Below are 21328 nucleotides of genomic sequence, written 5' to 3'. Positions count from 1 at the left end.
CCTCACTGCCCCGCCGCGGTTTCCGTCTCGTCGGCGGCGCCCGCACTGCCGGTCACCATCCACGGGAAGTCGGCGGCGCCCGGGAACAGGATCGGGACGGTCAGCTTCACCGTCGTCCGGTACACCGCGCCGTCGCCCCCGCCGGGGCAGTCGACCTCGGCGCTCCAGGAGCCGGGGATGTCGTCCTGCGCCGCGGACTGGCAGGCACCGGCTCCCCCGGCCGCGCCCGCCCTGGCCCCCTTGTCGGCCGCGTTGCCCGCGAGCGAGTACGTATAGCCGACGAGCACGACCTGCCAGACCACCGCGAGCACGATGAGCGCCAGCGGCAGGACGCCGATGAACTCCACCGTGACCTGGCCCCGGTCGCCGCCCCGCTTGCGCAGGAAGCGGCCGGTGCCGGACGGCGGGATCTCGTTGAGCGCGTCCGTCCCCGGGCCCGCCTCGCCGCCGCTGTCGCCCTCGTCGTACGGCCCGGCTCCTATGGCACGGCGCCGCCGCGTCCCGGGCAGGGTGCGGTCGCCGCCCTGCGCCTGATGGCCCCGGTGGGGGGCGCGGCGGCCCGGCGGGGGCGTGCCCCGCGCGCCGTCCACCAGGCCCAGTTCCCCGGCGAGCCCCCACAGCGCCTGCTTGACGGCGGACTTGGGGTCCAGGTCCTGCATCCGCCCCGAGTCGACGGCGGGCTGCAGCTCCTTGTACCCGGCCGGGATCGCGGTGCGCGCGACCGCCGTGCCCGTGGCGCGCGCGACCAGCTGCGGCTGGATCTCGGCGCTGCGGCTGTGCCGGTTGACGACCGTCACGGTCTCCTCGGCCTTGCGGACCTGGAGCCGGTCCCACAGCCGCACCATCCGCTTGGCGGCCCGCACCGCGACCACGTCCGGGGTGGTCACCAGCAGCGCGGTGTCGGCCTGTTCGACGATGGCCGCGCCCGCCGAGGTCATCTGCGTACCGCAGTCGACGACCACCAGCTCGAACCGGGTCCGCAGCGCCCCGACGACCTGCCGGGCCGCCCGGTCGGTGACCTCCTCGCCGCGCTCGCCGTCGCCCGGCGCCAGCAGCAGCCCGAGGCCGGTGTGGTGGGTGAAGACCGCGTCCTGGAGGACCCTCGGCGAGATGTCGGTGATCTGGGCCAGGTCGGCGATGGAGCGCCGGAACTGGACGTCGAGGTACGAGGCCACATCGCCGGACTGGAGGTCCAGGTCGACCAGGGCGACGGTGCGCCCCGCCGCGCGCGCGGCCAGCGCGAGCTGCACGGCGGTGACGGTCGTACCGACCCCGCCCTTGGCGCCCGCGACGGCGACCAGCGTGCCGCCGGGACCGGTGGCGGCCACGTCGCCGCCGCCCCCGAGGTGGCGCCGTACGCCGCTGGCCCACTGGCTGGCGGCCTGCACGCGGGCCGCCAGCTCGTCGTACGACAGCGGTATCCCGGCGATGCCGCGCGCGCCCGCGTCCATGGCGGCCGAGTACAGGGCCGGTCCCGCGTCGCCGGTGACCAGCACCACGCCCACCGCCGGGAAGCGCAGCGCGACCTCCCGGATCAGCTCCAGGGCGGGGGACGGGCCGATCCGCTCGTGGACGAGGACGACCTCGGGCAGCTCCTCCAGGGAGGCGGCGGCCAGCGCGGCGAGGGTGTCCAGCAGCCGGGTCGAGTCGCCCACCGGCGCCGACGGTTCGACGCCGGGCAACTGGCCGAGCAGCCCGCCGATGGCGCGGGCCGCGTCGGCGTCGCCGACGGCCGGGAGGATCCTGATGGTCACCGCTCCACCTCCTCACTCTTCACGGGGGTCATTTGTCGCCGTCGAGGGTGTAGGTGCGGTCGCGCGGCGATACGGAGGCGTCGCCGCCGGGGCCGATCAGCGCGAGCCGTACGTGGGAGGCGAACGACTCGGCGTACGCGACGCGCTGGGCGTCCTTCGTGTCGAGCGCGAAGGTGATCGGCACGGCCTGGTCGACGCGGCGCTCGTCGTCCTCGTCCGGCTGGAGGGCCTTCAGCTCGCCGACGTCGATGACGTCCGCGGCCTGGACGATCAGCCTGGAGACCGGCGTCTCACCCTGCGTCTTGCCCTCGAAGGTCGCGTAGACGTTGACCTTCGAGCCGGGGGTGATCTTGCCCGCGACCCCCGTCGCCGCGTCGACCATGATCGCGATCTCCTGCTGTCCGGACTTGAGCGCGGGCCGGTCGACGATCATGCCCTTCTGCAGGAGCGAGCCCCTGGTCAGCTCGGTCACGGCTATCTTGCCGCGCACCTCGTCGAGGTCGGTGATCGCGGCGTCGGGCACCCAGCGCTCGGGCATCGAGACCGCCTCGAACGCCCCCGGCTCCAGGGCCTCGTAGGGCTTGATGTCCGACTTGAGCTTGTACGCGGTCGTCTCGGGGCCGACCTTCGACTCCACGTCGTTGACGACGGAGAGCACGCCGGCGAACGCGCCACCGGCGCACAGGACCGACAGGACCAGCAGGATGACTCCGCGGCGCTGGCGAGAATTCATGGACGGACAACCTCGTGAGTGGGACGTTTACCGGCTGGTCAGGGCAGGACGCTCGGCGGACTGGTTCAGGGCGGGGATCTCATCGCCGCGCGGCACCGGACAGGAGCAGAACGCGCAGCGGTCCCCGATGAGTTCGAAGCCGCACCAGTGGCATTCCTCTCTCCGTACGGACGCCACGAGCTGGTAGAGCACCGAGAGGTCCGGGATGGCCGCCGCGAACTCGATCACCTTCGGGGTGCCCCACCAGCGCACCGACTCGGGAGCCAGCGGCACCTCTTGGACGCCCCGGACGCCCCAGGAGGGCGCCAGCGCCCCGCTGACCCAGTCGTCGCGCGGGGCCGTCCCATGGCCGTGGCTGGTGAGCTGGCCCCGGGCGACGGTCATCTCGGTGCCGTACGCGGGCCCGGGCAGCGCCCCGCCGCCACCCACCTTGACCAACCGCGGCTCGGGGTGGGCGAGCACACCGAAGTGGGTGCCCGGCATCCAGGACTTGACGTGCGAGGTGAGGCTCACCGGCACCCGGTCCAGCCTGGCGACGCTGCCGAGCAGCGCGCCCGCGTGCACGTAGTGCGCCAGCAGCCGGGCGGAGCAGGCCAGCACGCCGGGGCTGAAGTCGGACACGGACAGCTGGCGCAGCTGACGAGCGATCACGGCGACGGCCAGCGGCGGCAGTTCGAGCGGGCACAGCGCCATCCGGTCGCTCTCCAGGACGGAGCGCACGGTGTGCAGTCTGCGGATGAAGGGCGGCGGGGTGGCGGCGGGATAGACCGTCACCAGATAGCCCTGCGCGTCGAGGAGCGCCCCGACCTCGGCGAGCGCGTCGTCGAGCGACTGCTCCTCCGGCGGCCGGAGCACTACGGCCGACGGGGTCTGCCCGTCGGGCGGTGGAAGCACCAGCTCACGGCTGGTGACTGCTATCGCGGTGGGCACGTCGGCTACCCCGTCTCACGTCGTCGCCGAGCGGCGGCGGCCGCAGTTCGTGAACTGCCCCTGGCTGGTGCATCGTCACTTTATCCACGAAAGCCGCGTGAGAGAACAGTTCCTCTGAGTTACACCCCCCTGGTCCGCGCGCACCCCCGGTTCGTGGCGGGGAGTAGCCCGTGACCAGCGGATATGTGCCATGGACTTGACAACCGCATTGGTCTGGACCACCTTGGTCGCACGCCTCAGGGGCCCCTGGACGCGCACTGGCACCACCTCCCTTTTTTCTCCCCCCACGCTCGGAGGCTGTCGTGGCACGCGCACAGTTCAGGAACAAGCTGCTCGGAACCGCGGCGGTCGCCGCGCTCGCCTCCGGTGGACTGATATCCACCGGCACCGCACAGGCGACCGGCACCGCACACGCGACCGCCGCCGTACCGGCGCACGCGGTCACCGGGTACTGGCAGAACTTCGACAACGGCGCGACCGTGCAGAAGCTCGCCGACGTCCCGGACGACTACGACATCATCGCCGTCGCCTTCGCGGACGCGGCCGGGACACCGGGTGCCGTCGACTTCACCCTCGACCCGGCCGTCGGCTACGGCAGCGAGCAGCAGTTCAAGGACGACATCAAGGCCAAGCAGGCCGCGGGCAAGTCCGTCATCATCTCCGTCGGCGGCCAGAACGGCACGGTCTCGGTCAGCGACGACGCCTCGGCGAACACCTTCGCCGCCTCCATCACCGGCCTCATGGACGAATACGGCTTCGACGGCGTCGACATCGACCTCGAGAACGGCCTCAACGCCACCTATATGACCAAGGCGCTGAAGGCCGTCCACGACAAGAAGAGCGATGTCGTGGTGACGATGGCACCGCAGACGATCGACATGCAGTCGCCGTCCACCGAGTACTTCAAGACCGCCCTGGGCATCAAGGACTTCCTGACCGTCGTCAACATGCAGTACTACAACAGCGGTTCGATGAACGGCTGCGACGGCAAGGTCTACTCCCAGGGCTCGGTCGACTTCCTCACCGCCCTCGCCTGTATCCAGCTGGAGAACGGCCTCGCCCCGTCCCAGGTCGGCCTGGGCGTCCCCGCCTCGCCCAGCGGCGCGGGCTCCGGCTACGTGGAACCGGCCGTCGTGAACGCGGCCCTCGACTGCCTCACCAAGGGCACCGGCTGCGGCGGCTTCACCCCGTCCAAGACCTATCCCGGCCTGCGCGGCGCGATGACCTGGTCCACGAACTGGGACGCGGCGAGCGGGAACGCCTGGTCGAAGACGGTCGGCCCCAAGGTCCACGGCCTCCCGTAGCTACGGGAGATCGCTGAGCCAGCGGACGATCGACGCCGTGGCGGCGACGTTCGAGCCGAGGTGGCGGGAGCCCTGGTAGTCGACGGGACCTACGTCGACCACCGGGACGTCCGCCCCTCGGCGTCGCAGCTCCGCCCGGCAGACCGCGGTGTTCCCCACCGCCGCCTCCTGGTCCCCGTCCGCCAGGTACAGCCGCGCCGGTACCCGAGGCGCCCAGCCGGTGCACACGCGGCTCGCCGTCCGCAGCGCCGCCGCGAACTCCCCGGTCGGATGTTCGAGCAGCCGCATGCCCTCGTCGGTGAGCAGGTCCTTCACCGTCCCCGGGATGCCGTTCTTGATCTCCAGCCCGGTGTGCTCGCCGTCGAACAGCGACTCGATGTGCCGGGCGTCCCCCTGGAACACCCGCTCCGGGCGGTCGTACACCTCGTGCAGCCGGTTGAAGGCGACCAGCGTGTACGCCACGTAGATGGCGCTCGACGTGGCGTCCAGCTCCCCGCCGAGCAGCGCCCTGCGCTCCGTCCCCCCGAAGTCGTACGCCCCGCTCACCGGCGCCAGCGCGCCCAGCCGGAACCAGCGGTCCTCACCCGCCTGGAGCGACCTGGCCAGCCCGAGGGCCGCCGAGGCGCCCTGGGAGAAGCCGGTGACCGCGACCTTCCGCTCCAGCGGGACGACGGCACGGGCGGCGCGCAGCATGTCGAGCGAGGCCGTGGTCTCCGAGGGGACGTCCATCCAGGGGTGGAGCCCGGGCCCGGTGCCCATGCCGAGGTAGTCGGGCGCGACGGCGGCGAACCCGGCCGACGCGTACGTGACCGGCGGCGAGGGCAGGAAGCCGTGCCGTTGCATGGACGGCGCGTCGCTCTTGTGGCTGCCGGTGCCATGGGCGAAGGAGACCGCCCGCAGCCCGCCCTCCCGCCCGCGCGGCAGGGCGAGCAGCCCGCTCGCCGTGGTGGGGCGGCCAGTGTGTACAGCTTTTCGACGGACACCAGCGCGCCCCGGCCTCCTTTTCTGACGTCTGCTGACGTCGCGACAAGGAGCCTTCAGCTTCAGTGGCAGCGGTCCGGGGGCGCATTGGCGCCCGCCCCCGGACCGTGGTGGGGTCAGCCCCCGTCAATCCCCGTCAGCCCCGCCCCGCGTCACGGCTTGGGCAGCGCGCATCCGGACAGGGTGAGGTCGATCCGGTTTCCGGTGGTCACGCACTTGGTGATGCCGTAGGTCTGCTGGGCGTAGTTGATGCCCTTGCGGACCGTCACCTTTCCGCTCTCGTCCACCTCGCACGGGTTGTTGAGGGTGCACTGCGCGCCGCTCTCGTTGCCCGTGTTGTTCACGGCCAGGACCGTGCCGGTGGTGGCGTCGACCACGGGTGAACCTGACGTTCCGCCAATCGTGTTACAGGCGGAGGTGTAGCGGACCGAATCCTTCCAGGTCCACTCGCCTTCCTTAAGACGGTATGCGAATCCGTCGATATTGCAGGAGTAGATCCTCTTCCAGTAGCCGGAGACCACCTTGATGCTGGTGCCCTGCGTCGGGCGGACGTCCGACAGTTGCAGTGCCTTGATGCCGTACCGCTGCTGTATTTGCGCGTACGTCGAGGTCAGCTGGTACAGGGAGACGTCGGTGTCGGTCATGGTCGCGTACGCGACCTTGCTCGCCCGTACCGTGCCCGCGCTCCCGCCGGAGCTGTTCAGCAGGGTGAAGCTGCGGCTCGACGCCTTGTCGACGATCACCTCGCCCGCGCCCGGGAAGCCGGTCTCCAGGCAGTGCCCGTTGGAGAGGACGAGCGCGGGGTCGGTGTCGGCCGACGTCGCGGTCCGTACGACCGAGCCGGAGCAGTTGCTGAGCGCGACCGTTCCGGCGAAGTCGACCGCCTGCGCGGCCCGGGGGTGGGGCGTGGCGGCCGCGGCCGGGGCGGCACCGGCGCCCGCGAGGGTCGCGCCGCCCAGTAAGAGGGCCGAGAGCGCGCCGACGAGAGGTCTGTTCACAGGGGGGTTCCTTCCCTCGATGAGAAGTTCCTTCGGCTTCGACCATTTCCCACCCTTGACCGTGTCATGCGCATGGCCGAACACTGGCGCAGCAGTCGCTCGCCCTTCACCCCCCAGGAGCAGTTATGCGACTTCGCACCCGCGGCAGACGGGTTACCGCCCTCGCCGCCCTGTTGTCCCTCGCCCTCGCCGCGCCGATCGCGGCCCAGGCCGACGATCCGGCCCCCGGGCGTGCCACCTCGGCCGATGCCGCATCGGGCACCACGGCCGCCGATGAGAACGTGCGCCAGTACGAGGTCGCGGGCCCGGCCACCGCGGCCGAGCGCGCCACCGTCGCCGCCACGGGCGTCTCCATCGATGAGACGGACGCCCGTTCCGTCGTCGTCACCGCCGACTCCGTGCAGGCCAAGCGGCTGCGCGGGCTCGGCTACCGGCTCACCGCGCTGCCCGGTCCGGCCGACCGCGGCACGGGCCGGGCGGCCGCGCCGTTCGACTTCCCGTCGGCGGACTCGAAGTACCACAACTACGCCGAGATGAACTCCGAGATCGACGCGGCCGTAGCCAAGTACCCCACCCTGCTGAGCAAGCGCGTCATTGGAAAGTCGTACGAGGGCCGGAACATCGTCGCGCTGAAGATCAGCGACAACGTGGCCACGGACGAGGCCGAGCCCGAGGTGCTGTTCACCCACCACCAGCACGCCCGCGAGCACCTCACCGTCGAGATGGCGCTGTATCTGCTGCACCAGCTGACCGGCGGCTACGGCACGGACTCCCGCATCACCAACATCGTCAACAGCCGCGAGATCTGGATCGTCCCGGACCTCAACCCGGACGGCGGCGAGTACGACATCGCGACCGGCAACTACCGCAGCTGGCGCAAGAACCGGCAGCCCAACTCCGGCTCCTCCTCCGTCGGCACCGACCTCAACCGCAACTGGGACTACAAGTGGGGCTGCTGCGGCGGCTCCTCCGGCTCGGCGGGCTCCGAGACCTACCGAGGCGCCAAGGCCGAGTCGGCCCCCGAGGTGAAGGTCGTCGCGGACTTCGCGCGCAGCCGGATCGTCGGCGGCAAGCAGCAGCTCAAGGCGTCCATCGACTTCCACACCTACAGCGAGCTGGTGCTGTGGCCGTTCGGCTGGACGTACAGCGACACCGCGACCGGGATGACCAAGGACGACCACGACGCGTTCGCCGCGATCGGAAGGAAGCTGGCGGCGAGCAACGGCTACACGCCCGAGCAGTCGAGCGACCTCTACATCACGGACGGGACGATCGACGACTGGCTGTGGGGCGCACAGAAGATCTTCGCCTACACCTTCGAGATGTACCCGTCGTCCGCCGGGGCGGGCGGCTTCTACCCGCCGGACGAGGTGATCGACCGCGAGACGAGCCGTAACAAGGACGCGGTGCTGCAGCTGCTGGAGAACGCGGACTGCATGTACCGGTCGATCGGCAAGGAAGCCCAATACTGCGCGACAACCTGACGCCGACCGGCCGGAGCCCCGGGGTCCACGCGGACCCCGGGGCTCCGGTGCGTACGTAAGGCCAGGGGCTAGATGACCAGGCTCAGCAGGGCCGCCACCGCGAAGCCCGCCACCGACAGCACCGACTCCAGCACCGTCCACGACTTGAGCGTGTCCCGCTCGGAGATCCCGAAGTACTTCGCCACCATCCAGAAGCCGCCGTCGTTGACGTGCGAGGCGAAGATCGAGCCCGCCGAGATCGCCATGATGACCAGCGCCAGATGGGCCTGCGAGTAGTCGCCCGAGGCCAGCATCGGGGAGACGATGCCCGCCGTGGTGACGATCGCGACCGTCGCCGAGCCCTGGGCGACCCGCAGCACCAGCGAGATCAGCCAGGACAGCAGGATGACCGGCAGCCCCGCGCTGTCGAAGGCGTCCGCGAGGGCCTGGGCGACGCCGCTGCCCTTGAGGACCGCGCCGAAGACGCCGCCCGCGCCGACGACCAGGATGATGTTGCCGACCGGCTTGAGCGAGGCGGTCGAGACGGTCTCCAGGGACTTGCGGGACCAGCCGCGCCGGATGCCCAGCAGGTAGTACGCGAGGAACAGGGCGATCGTCAGCGCCACGAAGGGGTGGCCGAAGAACTCGATGACCGAGCGCCCGGTGCTCGGGTCCAGCGCGATCGAGGAGAAGGTCGCGCAGAGGATGAGCAGCAGCGGCGTACCGATGATGGCGAGGACCGTGCCCACCGCCACCGGCCGCTCGGCCGCACCCCCACCCGCGGCCCGCTGTTCGGCCTCGACCGCCTGCCGGGACTCCTCCGCCGCCTCGACCATGTCCTGCGGTACGGGGACGAAGAGGCGGTTGCCGATCCAGGCGGCGTACGCCCACGCGGCGAGCACGGACGGGATGCCGACGAGGACGCCCATCAGGATGACCCAGCCCAGGTCGACATGGAGCAGTCCGGCCGCGGCGACCGGTCCGGGGTGCGGGGGCAGGAAGGCGTGGGTCATGGAGAGCCCGGCCAGCAGCGGCATCGCGTACAGCACGATCGACTTGCCGCTGCGCTTGGTGGCCGCGTAGACGATCGGCGCCAGGACGAAGATGCCGACGTCGAAGAAGACCGGGATGCCGAAGATCAGGCCGGTGAGCCCCATGGCGAGCGGCGCCCGCTTCTCACCGAAGAGGCCGAGCAGCCGGGAGCTGAGCGCCTCGGCGCCGCCGGAGACCTCCAGGATCGCGCCGAGCATGGTGCCCAGGCCGATGATGATCGCGATGTGGCCGAGGATGCCGCCCATACCGGATTCGATCAGCGAGACGGCGTCGGACTTCTGGACGGTGCCGAAGAGTTCGGTGACCGAGAGCCCAGCGGCGAGGCCGACGGCTATGGAGACGCCGAGCAGCGCGACGAAGGGCTGCAGCCGGACCTTGATGATCAGGTAGAGGAGGAGGGCGATGCCCAGGGCGGCGACGGTCAGCAGACCGGCGGTGCCGGGGATGACCGCGAGCAGACCACCGGTGTGGGGTGGGGTCTCGGCAGCGGGGGCGGCTGCGAGCAGCATGGGGGACTCCGGAAAGTGGGTAGGGGGTATCGCCGCACGGCGGGGGGCCGCGCGCGGGGGAGCTGTGGGTGCGCGTGATCAGAGGTCTGGTCCCGGCGGGTGGGGGCCGGGTCGGGCTGGGTGTGTGCCCCGCCCGACCCGGGCGTTACGTACGCGGAAAGGCGGGCGTCAGCCGAGGACGGCGAGCGCGTCGATCTCGACGAGCAGCCCGGCGGGCAGGCCGACGTAGATCGTCGTACGGGCCGCCGGGGCCTCCTTGAGGTCCGCGAAGAACTCGTTGTAGATCTCGTTGAACTCGGCGAAGTGGCCGGTGTCGGTGAGGTAGACGCGGATCATCACCACGTCCTCCCAGCTCGCCTCGCCCGCCTCCAGCACGGACTGCACGTTGCGCAGCGTCTGCAGGGTCTGCTCGCGCAGGCCCGGCCCGACCGGGGCGGGGGCCTGGCCGGGGACCGCGGGGCCGAAGCCGACCTGACCGGCGACCTGGAAGATGTTGCCCTTCTTGACGCCGTGCGAGAACTTCGCGGGCGGGGCGGTGTGGGTGGCCGGGGTGATCGCGGTCTTCTGCAGCTTGTCGGTCATGAGGAGGATTCCTCGGCTCTCTTCTCGGGTGTGACGTGCGGTGTTTCATCGGGGGTAACTGCGGGTGCTGGTTCGGGTGTTCCTTCGGACGGCCGGGCCGGGGCGCCGCCCGAGTACTCCCGGCTGATGTCCTCCGCGGTGCGGCGCACCGCCGGGAGCAGGGTGAGCAGTTCGTCCGCGGTGACGACGACGTTCGGCGCCGACACCGAGCACGCGGCGACGACCCGGCCGTCCGCGCCCCGGATGGGCGCCCCGACGCAGTTGATCGACTCCTCGTGGCCGCCGAGGTCGGTGGCCCAGCCCTGTTCCCGTACGGTGTCCAGCTCCCGCAGGAACGCGGCGGCGTTGGGCGTGGAGCGGGCCGTGTACGCCGGGTACGGGAGCCGTTCGGCCAGCGCCCGCCGCTCGGGCTCCGGCAGGTCGGCCAGCAGCAGCTTGGCGACGGCGGCGACCGTGATCGCGACGGGTTTGCCGATCCGCGAGTACATCCGCACCGGGTAGCGGCTCTCCACCTTGTCGATGTAGAGGACCTCGTTCTCCTCGTACACCGCGAGGTGCACGGTGTGGCCGCACCGCTCGTTGAGCGCGACCAGGTGGGGGTGGGCGATCTCCCGTACGTCCAGGTTCTCCACCGCCTCCTGGGCGAGCGCGAAGAGGCGGGCGCCGAGCCGGTAGCGCTGGTCCCGCTGGCGGTAGACCATGCCGTGTTCGTGCAGCGTGCGCAGCAGCCGCAGCGCGGTCGACTTGTGCACGCCGAGCCGCGAGGCGACCTGCTCCAGATTGGCGGGTCCCTCCGCCAGCAGGGGCAGGATGCTCAGCGCTCGGTCGACGGTCTGGCTCATGGGTCGGTTACCTCCACCACCGCGGTATCGGCCCCCGATCGCTCCGGGTTCGCCCAGCCGGGGCCGAATCGCAGTGTGCCCCACTCGGCGGCGTCCAGCGTCACCAGCCGGTCGGCGTACGCGCGCGGCGGCGGGGTGCCGAGGTCGCCGGGGACGGTGAGGGCGGCGGCCGCCATCAGATGGCCGTGCCGCAGCCGCCGCTCGACGGGCAGGCCGCGCAGGGTGCCGGAGAGGAAGCCCGCGGCGAAGGCGTCGCCCGCGCCGACCGGGGCCACGACGTCCACGCGCAGGGCGGGCGCGAAGGTGACGGTGTCGGTGCCGTCCGCCCCGCGCTCGTACGCGGTGGCCCCGTCGCTGCCCTGCTTGACCACCAGCACGTCCGGTTCGGGCAGCGCCGCGCGGATCGCGTCCGCGCCGCCGCGGATGCCCCAGGCGGCCTCCGCCTCGTCCTCGCCGACGAAGACCAGATCGCAGCCGCGGGCGAGGTCGAGCAGCACTCCCGGCCCTTCGCTCAGAGCCGGGTCCTCCCACAGCGAGACGCGGTAGTTGAGGTCGAAGGAGACCAGCGGGCGGCCGGGGGCACGGGCGGTCAGCTCGCGCATCAGGGCGAGGCAGTCGGGCGAGAGCGCCGGGGTGATGCCGGTGAGGTGGAGGACCCGGCCGGACCAGGTCTGTTCGTGCGGCATGAGCGCCGGGGACATGGCCGAGGCGGCGGATCCGGCGCGGTAGTAGACCACTTCGGCGAGGGGCTCCTCGCCTGTGGGCTCGGATTCTGTGGGTTCGGATTCTGTGGCCCGCTCGCCCGCCGTACGGAAGTAGATCCCGGTGGGGCGGCGCGGGTCGCGCTGGACGTGGCCGACGTCCACCCCGGTCGCCGCGATCTCCGTCAGCAGATGGTCGCCGAAGCCGTCGGTGCCGACCCGGCTGATCCAGCGCACGCTGTGCCCCGCGCCCGCCAGCCCGCACGCCACGTTGGACTCGGCGCCGCCGATTCCCCGCGCGAAGGCGGGCACCTCCGCGAGGCGGCCCGGCCGCGACGGCACGAAGGTCACCATCGACTCGCCGAGGCACACGACGTCGACACTCGGGGCTGGACGCACGATGGGTCTCGCTCCTTGCGGGTGGGGGTAGGGCACACACGGACCGTTGACCCGGTGCTTGGCCGGATGTTAAACAGCGCTAAGCGTTATACGCAATGAACGTTGCAGAGAATGCAACCAGAAATGTACGGGAGGGCACCTCCATGGCCACCGACCACAGCGAGCACGCCGCCACGCCCCCTTATGGGCATCCGGCCGTCGCCGGGCTCGCGCAGGAGCGTGTCGACCACCGCTTCAAGGGGCTGCCGCCGGACGCCGAAGGCCGCACCGTGGGCGAGCTGGCCGCCGAACGCCGCTCCCTGTTCACCGGCGGCTTCACCACTCCCGTACTGGCCCTGTCCGCCGAGGCCCTGGAACACAACCTCCTCGCCATGGAGCGCTACTCCGCCGCCCACGGCCTGGCCTTCGCCCCGCACGGCAAGACCTCCATGGCCCCGCAGCTCTTCGAGCGCCAGCTCGCCCACGGCGCCTGGGGCATCACCGCCGCCGTCCCCTCCCACGTGCGGATCTACCGGGCCTTCGGCATCCAGCGGATCTTCCTGGCCAACGAGGTCGTGGACGCCGCCGCGTTGGGGTGGCTCGCCGCCGAACTCAACGCCGACCCCGGCTTCCACTTCATCTGTTACGTCGACTCCGTACGCGGCGTCGAACTCATGGACGCCGCTCTGCGCGAGGCCGGGGCCGGGCGCCCCGTCGACGTCGTGGTCGAGCTGGGCGCGGGCGACGGCGCCCGCACCGGGGTCCGCACCGAGGCCGAGTGCGCCACGGTCGCCGACGCGGTCGCCGCCGCCGCGACGCTGCGGCTGGTCGGCGTCGCGGGCTACGAGGGCGAGGTGCCGAAGGCGGACGGCGAGCGGGTACGGGCCTGGCTGCGCCGCCTCACCGCACTCGCCGCCGACTTCGACGCGGCGGGCCGCTTCGACGGCGTGGACGAGGTCGTCGTCAGCGCGGGCGGCAGCGCCTGGTTCGACGCGGTCGCCGACGTCTTCGCCGAGCTGCCCGCGCTCTCCCGGCCCGTCCTGAAGCTGCTGCGCTCGGGCGCGTACGTCTCCCACGACGACGGCCAATACCGGAACGTCACCCCGTTCAACCGCATCCCGGAGGAGGGCGAGCTGCACCCCGCCTTCCGCCTCTGGGCCCAGGTCGTCTCCACCCCCGAACCCGGCCAGGCCTTCCTCAACGCGGGCAAGCGGGACGCCGCGTACGACCTCCACCTGCCCGAACCCCAGCTCATCCGCTCCGCCCGCGACGCCTCCCTCCGCCCCGCCCACGGCCTCGTCATCACCGGCCTCTCCGACCAGCACGCCTGGGTCACGGTCGCCGAGGGCGCGACCCTGGAGGTCGGCGACTGGGTCGCCCTGGGCCTCTCCCACCCCTGCACCAGCTTCGACAAGTGGCAGCTGATCCCCCTGGCGGAGGCGGACGGCACGGTAACGGACTACATCCGCACCTTCTTCTAACCCACCCACCCGCCCTTCCCGGTGCTGCGCCCCGGCCCCCGCCACGGTGGGGCGGCGCCCGCCCGGCCCCGACTCGGGCGTCCGGACCCGGGGCCGGGACGGAAGCCCGGGCCAAGGACCGGGGCGGAGAACCCGGCCCGTCCGGCTCCCGGGCCGGAGGGCGGGGCCCGGGACCTCACCCCGGGGTGGAGACGGAAGCCCGGGCCGGGCCCACACCTCGACCACGGGCCAGGGTTGGGGAGCCCGCAAGGGTTCCCACGGGAACTGAGGGCGGGCCCCCGCCCTCACCCGGTGCGGGGCCCGGGACCCGCACCGGAGCCGAGACGGAAACCCCGGCCGACGGCCGGGCAGCCCACCCCCGGGCCCCGCCTCGGCCAAGGGCCGGGGTGGGAAGCCCGCCCCCGCCCGGGGTGCAGCCCCGGGACCCCGCCGGGGTGGGGCGGCGCCTCACCCCGGGGTGGAGACGGAGCCCGGCTCGGGGCCCGGCCCGCGCCTCGACCGGGGGCGGGGAACCCGCAGGGGTTCCGCACCCGCTCCCGGGCCGGAGCGCCCCGGCGGGGGCAGCCGGGGTGTGGGGCCGCAGGGCCCCCACAAACCAAAGGGCGGGTGGGTGGGGATGACAGGGCGCCGTAGGCGCGACCGGTACACAGGAAGAAGGCACCGCATGGACCTCGTCATCCGCGACGCGCGCGTCATCGACGGCACCGGCGGTGCCGCCTACCGGGCCGATGTGGCCGTGGACGGCGGACGGATCGCCGCCGTCGTCCCCGAGGGCGGCGGCCCGCGCCCCAGCGCCCGCCGCACCGTGGACGCCGACGGCCTCGCCCTCTCCCCCGGCTTCATCGACATGCACGCGCACAGCGACCTCGCGCTGCTCCGCGACCCCGACCACTCCGCGAAGGCCGCCCAGGGCGTCACCCTCGAAGTCATCGGCCAGGACGGCCTGTCGTACGCCCCCGTCGACGACCGCACGCTCGCCCAGATCCGTACCGCCATCACCGGCTGGAACGGCGACGGCTCCGACATCGACTTCACCTGGCGCACCGTCGGCGAATACGTCGACCGCCTCGACCACGGCTTCGACGGCCAGGGCATCGCCGTCAACGCCGCGTACCTCGTCCCCCAGGGCACCGTCCGCATGCTCGCCCTCGGCTGGGAGGACCGCGACGCGACGCCCGCCGAGGTCGCCCACATGAAGCAGTTGGTGGCCGACGGCCTGGAGCAGGGCGCGGTCGGCCTGTCCTCCGGCCTCACCTACACCCCCGGCATGTACGCCACCGACTCCGAACTCACCGAGCTGTGCCGGGTCGTGGCGTCGTACGGCGGCTACTACTGCCCGCACCACCGCTCCTACGGCGCGGGCGCCCTGCGCGCGTACGAGGAGATGGTGGCCCTCACCCGCGAGGCGGGCTGCGCGCTCCACCTCGCCCACGCCACCATGAACTTCGGCCTCAACAAGGGCCGCGCCCCCGAACTCCTCGCCCTGCTCGACACCGCGCTCGCCGACGGCGCCGACATCACCCTCGACACCTACCCCTACCTCCCCGGCTGCACCACCCTCGTCGCCATGCTCCCCAGCTGGGCCGCCGAGGGCGGGCCCGACGCGATCCTCGCGCGGCTCCGAGACGACACGGAGGCGGCGCGCATCCGCCACGTCATGGAGGTGGACGGCGCGGACGGCTGCCACGGCGTGCCCATCGAATGGGACCGGATCGAGATCTCGGGCGTGAACGACCCGTCCCTCCGCGACCACATCGGCAAAACGGTCGCCGCCAGCGCCCGCGAACGCGGCGAGGAGCCGTGGACCACCGCCCGCCGCCTGCTCCTGGACGACCACCTCGGGCCGACGATCCTGCAGCACGTGGGCCACGAGGAGAACGTCCAGGCGATCATGAAGCACCCCGTCCACACGGGCGGCAGCGACGGCATCCTGAACGGCGCGAAGCCCCACCCCCGGGCGTACGGCACCTTCCCCCACTACCTGGGCCGCTACGTCCGCGAGCTGGGCGTTCTGTCCCTGGAGGAGTGCGTCGCCCACCTCACCGGCCGCCCCGCGGCCCGCCTCCGCCTCCCCGACCGAGGCCTGATCCACGAGGGCTACCGCGCCGACCTCGTCCTCTTCGACCCGGACACAGTGGCAGCGGGCTCCACCTTCGACAACCCCCGCACCCTCCCCACCGGCCTCCCCCATGTCCTCATCGACGGCCGCTTCGTCATCAAGGACGGCCACCGCACGACCACCCTGGCAGGCCGCGCCGTACGCCGCGTCACCTCCGGGGCATGATGTACGCATGCTGACCATCGGATCCGTGGTGCTGGGTGTCGCGGACGTGCCCCGCGCGGCCGCCTTCTGGATGGAGGCCCTGGGATACGTCCCCCGCGAGGAGCCCGAACCCGACTGGGTCGTGCTGATCCCAGCGGAAGGAACCGGGGTCCAGCTGTCGCTCGGCCTCAGCACCACCCCGGCCCAGGAGCATCCACGGATTCATCTGGACCTGTACGCAGGTGACGCCGCCGACCAGGCCGCGGAGGTCGAACGCCTGGTATCCCTGGGCGCCCAGCGCGTCGCCTGGGACCTCTACCCCGACGACGCCGACTTCATCGTGCTCGCCGACCCGGACGGCAACCGCTTCTGCGTCATCGACACCGGCGCCCACGGCGGTCCGTGACATCACGTCCTGGTCAGCGAGGGGACACTGAAACTCAGCAGCGCCATGCGCCGTCAATTCGATCTGCTCCGCGGAAGCTTCCATCGCCGACTCGGCGGGACACTTCTTCCCATTCCCGGATAACTTTCCGTTTACCCTCCGGGATGGATGGCCAGTCGGCGCGCGTGACAAGCTTGCCCGCGTACACGGGCTCCCACGAGACGGCATGAAAAAGCCCCACCCCGGGAAGCAGAGTCGCAAGGGAATGAACCGTCCTGCGGTGATACCACTTACCGACAGCCGTGATTCGCAATCCGGATTCCACCGCTTCCCGCAAGCATGGAAGGGAAAGTTCCACGTTCTGCCAGGTGTTGACGGATTGATCCTCACAGCGAATGACGTCATCGGGGACGCCACGCTCCATGAGCATCCTGCGAAATTCCCTGCCCTCCACAATGCCGTTGTGGCGGTTGACACCCCCAGTGACAATGATGACCGGAGCCAGCCCCTGACGATACCGCTCGGCTGCGATCTCCACAGGCCTAGCCTGATTGGTCCCGAAGACAAGCAGAGCCGTAGGCAGTCCCACCGGAGGCTCCGCCTCGATGTCCACAAACCCCGTAATCTCGCCAATCCGACCGCTGTCCAGCCCTTCACCACTCATGCGCGCCCCCCATCCTTGCGACTTGCCAGTGCGGGAATTGCGGCGATGGAGTCTGCGGTAAGCCGGTCCCAGATGATGCCGGGCGGACGGGGATGGGACGGGCACTCGATGATTTCATCTGGCGTGACGATTAGGTCCACTCGAAAATCGTGTTCATACTCGGGCAGCGCTTCTTCCACCACTTGGAGAGGGTGAACCGTAGTCGCGATAAGTGTGTGCGGGCCGATGAGTCCAGCTTCTTGCAACAGAGCTACTTCGATATCTGAGTATCCGGCCCCTTTCCCGAGTCGCACACCCTCAGAGTTGACGGCAACGCTTCCGCAGACGATCAAATCGATGAGCGGCATCTCATTCACGTCTACCGGCTGTGCGACTCTTGCTGCTACCCGCCGCTCGGCGGCTTCAATTGGCGGAATATTGATCTTTTCAGGATCCAAGAGGTAAAATGGATTCTCGGTCGCCAGTTTCGGCGATGCCATATAAACCCGTTTACCCTCTTGAAGTGCCCGAGCCCGCACGGGCAACTGAGCCTTGTCCGGGACTGCTTTGACGACGCTTGCAGCCTGCCAGGCAGAGTTTCCAGCGAGACGGTCAGCAGCAGAGTCCGCACCGATGAAGGAAGGGATGCGGCCTGCCACATCCCCGTGAGTCGGCGCAAGTAGAGCCCACACGCGTTCGCGGACAGCTTGTTTGGAATGCTGAACTTGCACCCTATTCATTGTTGCCCCTTTCTCCTTTATGCGGATGCGATGAGACCCAGAAGCCGGTCATTCAGTTCACTAACTACCGGAACATCCCGCCAGTGCTGCAGTTCGCGGCCTGCTTGAAAGATGAGGTTCAGTCCGCCACCGCCTCGATTTCGCTCAACGATGTCAATTGCTGTACCGAGCGTGTCCGCAGCTTCACCTACCTTCCGCTGCCGGATATACGCAAGGGTCAAATTACCCAGAGCGATAGCGCGGGACTTCGACCCTCCACGCAACTCCTTGACCGTGCCTTCCAGGACTTCCTGTGCGCGGGCAGCATCTTTCAGGAAGAGGAAACACGAGCCAGCCAATCGACCGAACTGGCCGGGAGAGAGCATTGATGACCCCGCATCATCGGCGTCGATGCGATTGAAATGAGCTTCAGCCCTACTCAACGCCTTTTCGCAATCTGTGCGTTGCTGCAACATCGCGTAAGCCTCGGCCACGTGCAGTACAGCCAGGCCGGAGAGAACGTGGCTAGCATTCTCAACCGTGTCGGCGGTGCGCTGCGCAAGCACCAGACCGGCGCGCGGGTCCTTCTCTCCGTATAGGGCAACGAAAGAGGTGCGCAGCAGGGCTAACCCCTCGGCAACAGGGTCGCGCAGTTCACGTGCCGCTTGGGCGGCTTGAGTGAAATACATGCGCGGGGCGTCGTGGTCGGTTCTCCCCGAGGCATCCCACACCAATTGACCCATCAACGTAGAGACTTCCGCCTGTGCGGCGTATAGGTCTCGGCGAACAACATACGTGGTCGCGTGGGTATGCCAGTAGGCAAGTTGCCCCAAGTGTTGCCCGATCTCGGCGATGAGAGCCGTAGATGGCTCGGTAACATAGCGTGCGTCGAGGGTTTGCACCTCTTGCCGGAGGCCAGCCACCGCCAATAGATCGAGGCTCCTAGGGTTTTTCTGCGCGTACCGAGCACGCGCTCCAGCCTCGGAATCAGTCACAGCCCTGACGGTAGTGCGGCCGCTGGTGGCTCCGTCAATAAATTGCGGGGAACCCTCCCATGGACGCCTGGGCAAGCCCAACATTTCACCAGGGATACCGAAACCATCGGCAACGCGTTCGATTACTTGCTGCCCACGGATGCCACGAGCGCCTCGGATGATGTCGCTCACGCGGGAGCTGGTCATCTTCCCGATGGCCGCCGCCATGGCGGCATGACTTGCCCCGGTGCGCCGGTTCACGAGTCGGAAGATCTCTCGGAAGTCCCGGGTGGCGCATGCGCGCTGCATGGCCTCGCCCTGTAACAGCACGCCAGGAATCGTCAGTGGATAGTCGCTGCGACGTGTTTCGCGTTCGTCCATGGGCCACCTAGCAGGGACGGCAGGCATCTCTTCTCAGAGTAACCCCGGCCCCGGAGCGGGGTTCCCCAAATCAACCAGCGGGGTTCCCCGTTCGCGGTTCCGCCGCATGTCCTCAGGCTCGAAACTCTTGGGGCGGCAGTCCATGCCAAGCAAGACCCCCGCGACCGCTGCACACGGCCCGGGGGCATGGCCAACGCTTACTAGGAGCGTCAACATGCGGAAGAGTACCGCCCGAACGGTGCTGCGGAGACTGCGCGAACTGATCAAGCCTCGTCCGGGTCGGCATAGCGCGGCGTATCTCGCCACCCGTCCCGTCCTCACGGCTTCGGACCGCCGACCGCATCCTTTCTGGTACAACGACACGCCCACTCTCCACCTCCCTCGCGTCCCGGTCGAAGAGCGGATTCCGATCTTCTGGGACACGGACCCGGCACCTCCGTACATCCCCCACTTCTTCCGAGCACGAACGGAGGTGACGCGGTGACCACGACACATGGTCTGCGGCTACTGCCGTGGTCAAGCCCTGATGGCAAGCCGTGCTTTCTGTCAACAGACGGCGGCAGCAGCCGCTTGAGCCGCAGGGCGGATGAGATCGAGGACCTTCAGCTGTGCATGGGCGCCGAACTCCTCGGCCACGCCCACGCGCTGCTCAACGACCGGAAGGCCGACGTCCGGGAAGTCCGCTTCCTCGCGGAGCGGCTGTGCGAGGCCCTGCGCGACGCACTGCGGGTCGCGGAGAGCCGGAGCGGTCGCTTGCCCACGCACGACAACGATGGCGATGCCGACGAGGCAGGGAACGCGTCTGCGCGCGGCTGGTAATTCCACTGCTCCAATGCGGTGATCGAAACTCCCGCATTTCCTCACCGCCTCGGCCACCCGCCAGGCGGGCCCGACACCTAACTCCCTGGCCGACCTGGGCGGATTCCTCGGCTGGTGTCCGGCTGGAAGCGAGGCGGTAGGGACCGGTGCCGGTCTCGATGTTGGTGCCGTTGACTGTCAGCCGAACGATGACTGTAACAGTCATGTATTAGGGGCACTCGGTGCGCAACTGCCCTGCCGCGCAGGCGAGTCTTGGTGGGCATGATCATTAAACGACGTTCTTTCCGACGTGCCGCTCTGTGGGGGGTTGCTCCGGCAGCCGCGCTTGCCGTGGGGGTCACGGCGGTTGCCAGCGGCGCGCACCACTCCTCCCAGGACGGTGGGCAGCAGGCTGCCGCCGCCCACAGTGCTGCGCCGAAGGCCGCAGACAAAGCAGGCGACAGCGAGAGCAAGGACGAAGATGTGGGCGGCAAGTTGAAGTCACGCAGCGCTGCCCAGCGGTCCAGCCAGAGGCACAGGCATGGTCACGGGCAGAACCGGCCGCCGCAAGGCCCTCCCCGCGTGCATCATGTGTCGCTCTCGATCTCGCCGCAGGGCGACTCGGCGCAGGGCAACGTCCAGTTCGCCAGCAGCTACCAGCAGGCGATCCAGGGCCTGCGCCAGGAGACCGGGCACGTACTGCGCGACTACGTACGCACCACCGAGCCCGACGACAACGACCTGATCCGGCTGCGGGTCTACCGGGAAGGGAGCCAGCCCGTCGATCTTTTCTTCACCGCCAGCAACCTGTACCTGCACGCCTGGGCCACCCACAACGGCGACGACCCGGAGCCGGGCACGCTCTACGAGTTCGGGGACCGCTCCATCGGGCCCAGCCTGGGCTGGAACCCCCGCAACGTCGTGCACACCGGCCTGCCGGGCAACTACGACGGGCTGGAAAGGACCGTGGCCTATGGGCGCGAAGGCAACCCCGACAACCCCGACCGCCACAACATCCAGTACGGACGCAGCGGCCTGTGGGGCGCCTTCTCCGACCTGGACAACGCCGACGGCCGCTACCGGATGAGCCGGCTCGGCGCCCCCGATCCGGTGGCCGGTGCCCCCACCCGGAACGATCTGGCGAGCAGCCTGATCACCGTCATCACCGCCACCTCCGAGGCCGCCCGCTTCCGGCCGGTCGAGTCCGACATCCGCAACGCCGTGCACTACAACCGGCCCACCACGATGCGGAATGAGAACCTGGAACTGATCCAGGACTGGGACCTGGTGTCCCAGTACATGCTCAACGTCACCCATGACCCCAACGCGCAGCCCTCGGAGCGCATCGACCCTGAGATCCGCCGGCACCTGCACAGCTTCCAGGCGGGCCAGGGCTACCTCGCGGTGGTCCACAAGAAGAGCAGCCCCAAGTAGGTCTCCGCGGGAACAGGGGCCG

General features: G+C 70.1%; 19 protein-coding genes. 7 read left to right on the top strand and 12 right to left on the bottom strand.

What is annotated here, in order from left to right; translation table 11 throughout:
• Positions 1-2: 2 nt before the first annotated feature.
• Genes ACWC5C_RS24090 through ACWC5C_RS24080 form a run of 3 tightly spaced genes read right to left on the bottom strand, consistent with a single transcriptional unit; the run spans position 3 to position 3417 of the window.
• Positions 3-1754 (bottom strand): AAA family ATPase, encoded by a 1752-nt coding sequence (locus ACWC5C_RS24090; RefSeq protein ID WP_450878400.1) that lies wholly within the window; start codon positions 1752-1754, stop codon positions 3-5.
• 28 nt (positions 1755-1782) lie between these two features.
• Entirely contained in the window at positions 1783-2487 is a 705-nt protein-coding gene (gene cpaB, locus ACWC5C_RS24085) for a Flp pilus assembly protein CpaB (protein ID WP_450878398.1), read from the bottom strand.
• Positions 2488-2514: 27 nt separating this feature from the next.
• Positions 2515-3417, bottom strand: a complete 903-nt coding sequence (locus tag ACWC5C_RS24080) for a hypothetical protein (protein ID WP_450878396.1) — start codon at positions 3415-3417, stop codon at positions 2515-2517.
• A 302-nt stretch (positions 3418-3719) separates the two neighbouring features.
• Between ACWC5C_RS24080 and ACWC5C_RS24075 the strand changes: the two genes are divergently transcribed.
• Positions 3720-4721 carry a chitinase gene (locus ACWC5C_RS24075; protein ID WP_450878394.1) on the top strand — a complete coding sequence of 334 codons (1002 nt, stop codon included), beginning with the start codon at positions 3720-3722 and terminating at the stop codon, positions 4719-4721.
• On the opposite strand, the gene ACWC5C_RS24070 is transcribed toward ACWC5C_RS24075, so the two are convergent.
• The gene (locus ACWC5C_RS24070) at positions 4722-5564 is read right to left on the bottom strand and encodes an alpha/beta hydrolase family protein (RefSeq protein WP_450878392.1); all 843 of its coding nucleotides are present in this window, start codon (positions 5562-5564) and stop codon (positions 4722-4724) included. It lies immediately after the preceding gene.
• 290 nt (positions 5565-5854) lie between these two features.
• Entirely contained in the window at positions 5855-6700 is an 846-nt protein-coding gene (locus tag ACWC5C_RS24065) for a S1 family peptidase (RefSeq protein ID WP_385449270.1), read from the bottom strand.
• Positions 6701-6825: 125 nt separating this feature from the next.
• Between ACWC5C_RS24065 and ACWC5C_RS24060 the strand changes: the two genes are divergently transcribed.
• Positions 6826-8184: a M14 family metallopeptidase gene (locus tag ACWC5C_RS24060; protein ID WP_450878390.1), complete on the top strand. Its 1359-nt coding sequence runs from the start codon at positions 6826-6828 to the stop codon at positions 8182-8184.
• Positions 8185-8252: 68 nt separating this feature from the next.
• Here the strand turns inward: ACWC5C_RS24060 and ACWC5C_RS24055 are convergent, their stop codons facing one another.
• From ACWC5C_RS24055 to ACWC5C_RS24040, 4 genes are all read right to left on the bottom strand, one after another.
• Positions 8253-9725, bottom strand: a complete 1473-nt coding sequence (locus tag ACWC5C_RS24055) for a GntP family permease (RefSeq protein WP_450878388.1) — start codon at positions 9723-9725, stop codon at positions 8253-8255.
• Between the two features lie 168 nt (positions 9726-9893).
• Positions 9894-10307: a RidA family protein gene (locus tag ACWC5C_RS24050; RefSeq protein WP_450878386.1), complete on the bottom strand. Its 414-nt coding sequence runs from the start codon at positions 10305-10307 to the stop codon at positions 9894-9896.
• On the bottom strand, positions 10304-11149 hold the full coding sequence (locus ACWC5C_RS24045; RefSeq protein WP_450878384.1) for an IclR family transcriptional regulator: 846 nt from the start codon (positions 11147-11149) through the stop codon (positions 10304-10306). The genes ACWC5C_RS24050 and ACWC5C_RS24045 overlap by 4 nt, the downstream gene beginning before the upstream one ends.
• Positions 11146-12249 carry a sugar kinase gene (locus ACWC5C_RS24040; RefSeq protein WP_450878382.1) on the bottom strand — a complete coding sequence of 368 codons (1104 nt, stop codon included), beginning with the start codon at positions 12247-12249 and terminating at the stop codon, positions 11146-11148. Before ACWC5C_RS24040 ends, ACWC5C_RS24045 begins: the two co-directional genes overlap by 4 nt.
• Before the next feature lie 143 nt (positions 12250-12392).
• Between ACWC5C_RS24040 and ACWC5C_RS24035 the strand changes: the two genes are divergently transcribed.
• The 3 genes from ACWC5C_RS24035 (at position 12393) to ACWC5C_RS24025 (ending at position 16378) form a co-directional block, all read left to right on the top strand.
• Positions 12393-13709 carry an amino acid deaminase gene (locus tag ACWC5C_RS24035; RefSeq protein ID WP_450878380.1) on the top strand — a complete coding sequence of 439 codons (1317 nt, stop codon included), beginning with the start codon at positions 12393-12395 and terminating at the stop codon, positions 13707-13709.
• Between the two features lie 664 nt (positions 13710-14373).
• Entirely contained in the window at positions 14374-15993 is a 1620-nt protein-coding gene (locus tag ACWC5C_RS24030) for an N-acyl-D-amino-acid deacylase family protein (RefSeq protein ID WP_450878378.1), read from the top strand.
• Between the two features lie 7 nt (positions 15994-16000).
• A complete protein-coding gene (locus tag ACWC5C_RS24025; protein ID WP_450878376.1) occupies positions 16001-16378 on the top strand; it encodes a VOC family protein in 378 nt (125 codons plus the stop codon).
• Between the two features lie 34 nt (positions 16379-16412).
• Here ACWC5C_RS24025 and ACWC5C_RS24020 read toward each other — a convergent pair whose 3' ends face one another.
• From ACWC5C_RS24020 to ACWC5C_RS24010, 3 genes are read right to left on the bottom strand one after another with little or no spacing between them, the layout of a single operon-like run.
• On the bottom strand, positions 16413-17021 hold the full coding sequence (locus ACWC5C_RS24020) for a YdcF family protein (RefSeq protein ID WP_450878374.1): 609 nt from the start codon (positions 17019-17021) through the stop codon (positions 16413-16415).
• Positions 17018-17740 carry a 5-formyltetrahydrofolate cyclo-ligase gene (locus ACWC5C_RS24015; RefSeq protein WP_450878372.1) on the bottom strand — a complete coding sequence of 241 codons (723 nt, stop codon included), beginning with the start codon at positions 17738-17740 and terminating at the stop codon, positions 17018-17020. The genes ACWC5C_RS24020 and ACWC5C_RS24015 overlap by 4 nt, the downstream gene beginning before the upstream one ends.
• 17 nt (positions 17741-17757) lie before the next feature.
• The gene (locus tag ACWC5C_RS24010) at positions 17758-19074 is read right to left on the bottom strand and encodes a transcriptional regulator (RefSeq protein WP_450878370.1); all 1317 of its coding nucleotides are present in this window, start codon (positions 19072-19074) and stop codon (positions 17758-17760) included.
• A gap of 570 nt (positions 19075-19644) precedes the next feature.
• Between ACWC5C_RS24010 and ACWC5C_RS24005 the strand changes: the two genes are divergently transcribed.
• Positions 19645-19893, top strand: a complete 249-nt coding sequence (locus ACWC5C_RS24005; RefSeq protein ID WP_450878368.1) for a hypothetical protein — start codon at positions 19645-19647, stop codon at positions 19891-19893.
• 570 nt (positions 19894-20463) lie between these two features.
• Positions 20464-21306 (top strand): ribosome-inactivating family protein, encoded by an 843-nt coding sequence (locus ACWC5C_RS24000; RefSeq protein ID WP_450878366.1) that lies wholly within the window; start codon positions 20464-20466, stop codon positions 21304-21306.
• Positions 21307-21328 lie beyond the last annotated feature (22 nt).

The organism is Streptomyces sp. NPDC001700 (genome assembly GCF_053596435.1).
This window is presented reverse-complemented; position numbering and strand designations above follow the sequence as displayed.